Origin of the sequence: Paenibacillus sinensis, from assembly GCF_019904155.1 — a bacterium.
Classification (GTDB): domain Bacteria; phylum Bacillota; class Bacilli; order Paenibacillales; family Paenibacillaceae; genus Paenibacillus_AQ; species Paenibacillus_AQ sinensis.
The window spans coordinates 425-3,069 of record NZ_JAHCMB010000091.1; the positions used below are offsets into that span (position 1 = coordinate 425).

Below are 2,645 nucleotides of genomic sequence, written 5' to 3' on the forward strand. Positions count from 1 at the left end.
GTATAAATTTAAGTCTAGATAGCAAGTAAAATATGAAGAAAGTCAAGAATGGGAAGGGAGGGAGAAAAGCTGAATAAATTCCATCTTGAAAGCCTATTGACTTGCTAAAGATATTGTTCGTTTGAGTCAAAGACAAGTGACACCTGATTTTTCTGAAAAAAGTCAATCCATTCATCTGGAGGCTTCTTGTCTGTAACGATATAGTCGACTTGATCCATGCTAAGGAGATTTACGAAAGCAATCCGATCAAACTTAGTGTGATCCGCAAGCAGAATTACTTTGTTAGCTTGTCGTTGCATCTGTATTTTTAATTCGCTTTCCGCTTCATTTGAATCGCTGATGTATTTTGTCATAGATAATGCTTTGCAGCTAATAAGTGCTACATCTACATTGTATTTTTGTATAGTATAGGAAGCAGTTGTACCTACAAAGGACCCCGTTTGTGGACCAAGAGTACCGCCGGTGGAGATAAGTTTATGACCAGAGTGCTGAAACTCAGATAAAACCATTAAAGAGTTGGTAATGATCGTGAGATTTTGTTTGACTTCAATAATTTTGCGTAAGCTTTCAAAAGCAGTGGAGCTTGAATCTGTCATAATGCTGTCTCCATCATTAATTAAATCTAATACATTGGATGCAATATTTGCTTTGGCCTCAAGGTTAATTTGATGCCGGGAAGTATAAGAAGGATCTTCATTGGTATGTACATTCAAGATTGCACCACCATAATTTTTTTTTGCAATACCTTCCTTATCAAGTTTGTCAAGATCGCGTCGAATTGTCTCTTCAGATACATTGAATTTTTGTGCAAGGTCTGCAACATGCACTTTTTTGTATCTATATAGTTCATTAACAATTTTATCACGACGTTCAAATGCTTTCATTTCTTAGCCACCTTTTTTAGAGAACAGAGATTTTTCTTAGTGTACTATATTTATATAACAATAAGCAGGATTCCACAATTTATATTTAAAAACCAAATGCAATCCACAAATCGATCATAGGTTTTCAAAACCATAATACTGATTCCGCAGGTAATTCAGCGCCATCCGCCCGAATTTGCTCAAGGGCTGTTGATCGCTTGTCTTTCACTCGCCCACACGCGGTAGACCAAAACAGCAAAGCGCCCGCCCAAGAATAACCCCCCTTGGGCGGGCGCTTTCGCTACCTTGGAATTAGGTTCAAACAGTATAATGCTCTGGCTGTAGAAATTGGCTTCGCCCACTTTGACGGACAACGGGATTTGTATATCAAAGATACGAAGGTTTCGCGGTAATAAACCTCGACCAGACGGAAAGTCTCCTCGTACAAGTTGGCTTGGAAATTGCACATCGTCATCAAGATGCCTTCAATACTGATGCATGGATTGATGCGTTTTTTGACTTTTACAATGATTCTGAGCAATTGGGTTAATCCTGTCGCAGACCATAGCTGCGGGTTGACGGGAATCAGCACACTATCGCTGGCGGCAAGAGCATTCATTGTCAGCAAGCCCAGCGAAGGAATAGTGTCGATGATGATGTAGTCATAACTTTCGGCTTCATCGGCTCCAGCAGGGAGACCAGCGTTTTTTCACCGCCCATTTCATCCCGCAAATTTATCTCGGCAACCGACAACTCAATGTTGCTTGGAATGAGCTCGATATTGACGTGCGAGTAGATGGAAGTGGTTCGTCGCTCATAATGACGTTCATAACGTTGAACATGGAGAACGGAAGTTGATCCGGCTGGGTTGAAATCGACGGGCAGCACTTTTTTTCCTTCATTAAGTAAGGCGTAAGCCAGATAATAGGCAGTTGTCGTTTTTCCTGTACCACCTTTTTGGTTAGCAATGGTTATGACCGATGTTTTTGTCATTCTAAATACCCTCCCTGGAGCATTTGCTCCACTAATTTGTCAATGGCAGGGAGCGGCTAACCTCTAGCTTCAACATAAAAAACCGCAAAAAACCTTGATTTTACAAGGCTTTTCGTAGGCTTTAAATTCCTTTTCTTTGACTTAATCTTCCGAATAGCATACGCGACCCAAAATCGTGAGGGAAACCGTGGAGGTTCGAGTCCTCTTTTATTTTGGGACTTCAGCCCGTTAATTTCTTCATGCTCCTATAAACCAACCGTTTTTACAGGGCCAATCACTAATAGTTTCATGAATTCTTCAGCGATGAAGCTGGATGAATATTTCATGTCTTGGTTCAGCCACCATCGTATCGCTGACATATACAAAGATGTCATCCATTCCATGAACAAATCCCGAGATATTAAGATATTATCCGGGAAGCTGCTATCCATTTTGTTGATGAGAGTGTGCTGAAACTTTTGATTAATTTCTATCATCTGCGGATCATTAAGCAGTACCTTATAGAGCACCGCATCATCTTCCACGACTTTAAGAATTGCATGAATATTCTCTTTGAAGCTGTTATATTCCAGTTTTCCATCCACAATATGCGTTTCGGGAGCTACCAATTCTATGATATTTGCCAGCGCTTGGTCCGCCGTTTTTTGCAGCAAATCATACTTGTCAACATAGTGCAAATAAAAGGTTGAACGATTAATCATGGCTGCAGTTGCAATTTCCTGAACGGTAATAGCTTCAAATCCGATCTTATCCAGCAGGTCAATAAAGGCATCCCGAATTACTTTTTGC

The 2,645-nt window shown here is 40.5% G+C and carries 5 protein-coding genes (1 of these 5 cut by a window edge); 1 reads left to right on the forward strand and 4 read right to left on the reverse strand.

All coding sequences use genetic code 11. The features are described 5' to 3' along the window. On the forward strand, nt 1–22 hold the 3' end of the coding sequence (locus KIH86_RS10590) for a PTS transporter subunit EIIC (protein ID WP_456094016.1). It extends 380 nt beyond the left edge of the window; 22 of the gene's 402 nt are visible here — the last part of the coding sequence; its start codon lies off the left edge, out of view; its stop codon occupies nt 20–22. A gap of 82 nt (nt 23–104) precedes the next feature. On the opposite strand, the gene KIH86_RS10595 is transcribed toward KIH86_RS10590, so the two are convergent. From KIH86_RS10595 to KIH86_RS10610, 4 genes are all read right to left on the reverse strand, one after another. Beyond that, a complete protein-coding gene (locus KIH86_RS10595; RefSeq protein WP_223080988.1) occupies nt 105–884 on the reverse strand; it encodes a DeoR/GlpR family DNA-binding transcription regulator in 780 nt (259 codons plus the stop codon). 280 nt (nt 885–1,164) lie between these two features. Then, nucleotides 1,165–1,482: a ParA family protein gene (locus KIH86_RS30095; RefSeq protein WP_407672264.1), complete on the reverse strand. Its 318-nt coding sequence runs from the start codon at nt 1,480–1,482 to the stop codon at nt 1,165–1,167. Nucleotides 1,483–1,484: 2 nt separating this feature from the next. After that, nucleotides 1,485–1,856: a ParA family protein gene (locus KIH86_RS29830; RefSeq protein WP_223080989.1), complete on the reverse strand. Its 372-nt coding sequence runs from the start codon at nt 1,854–1,856 to the stop codon at nt 1,485–1,487. 245 nt (nt 1,857–2,101) lie between these two features. Beyond that, nucleotides 2,102–2,645 (reverse strand): TetR/AcrR family transcriptional regulator (locus KIH86_RS10610; protein WP_223110451.1); only part of this gene is annotated, 544 nt, incomplete at its 5' end.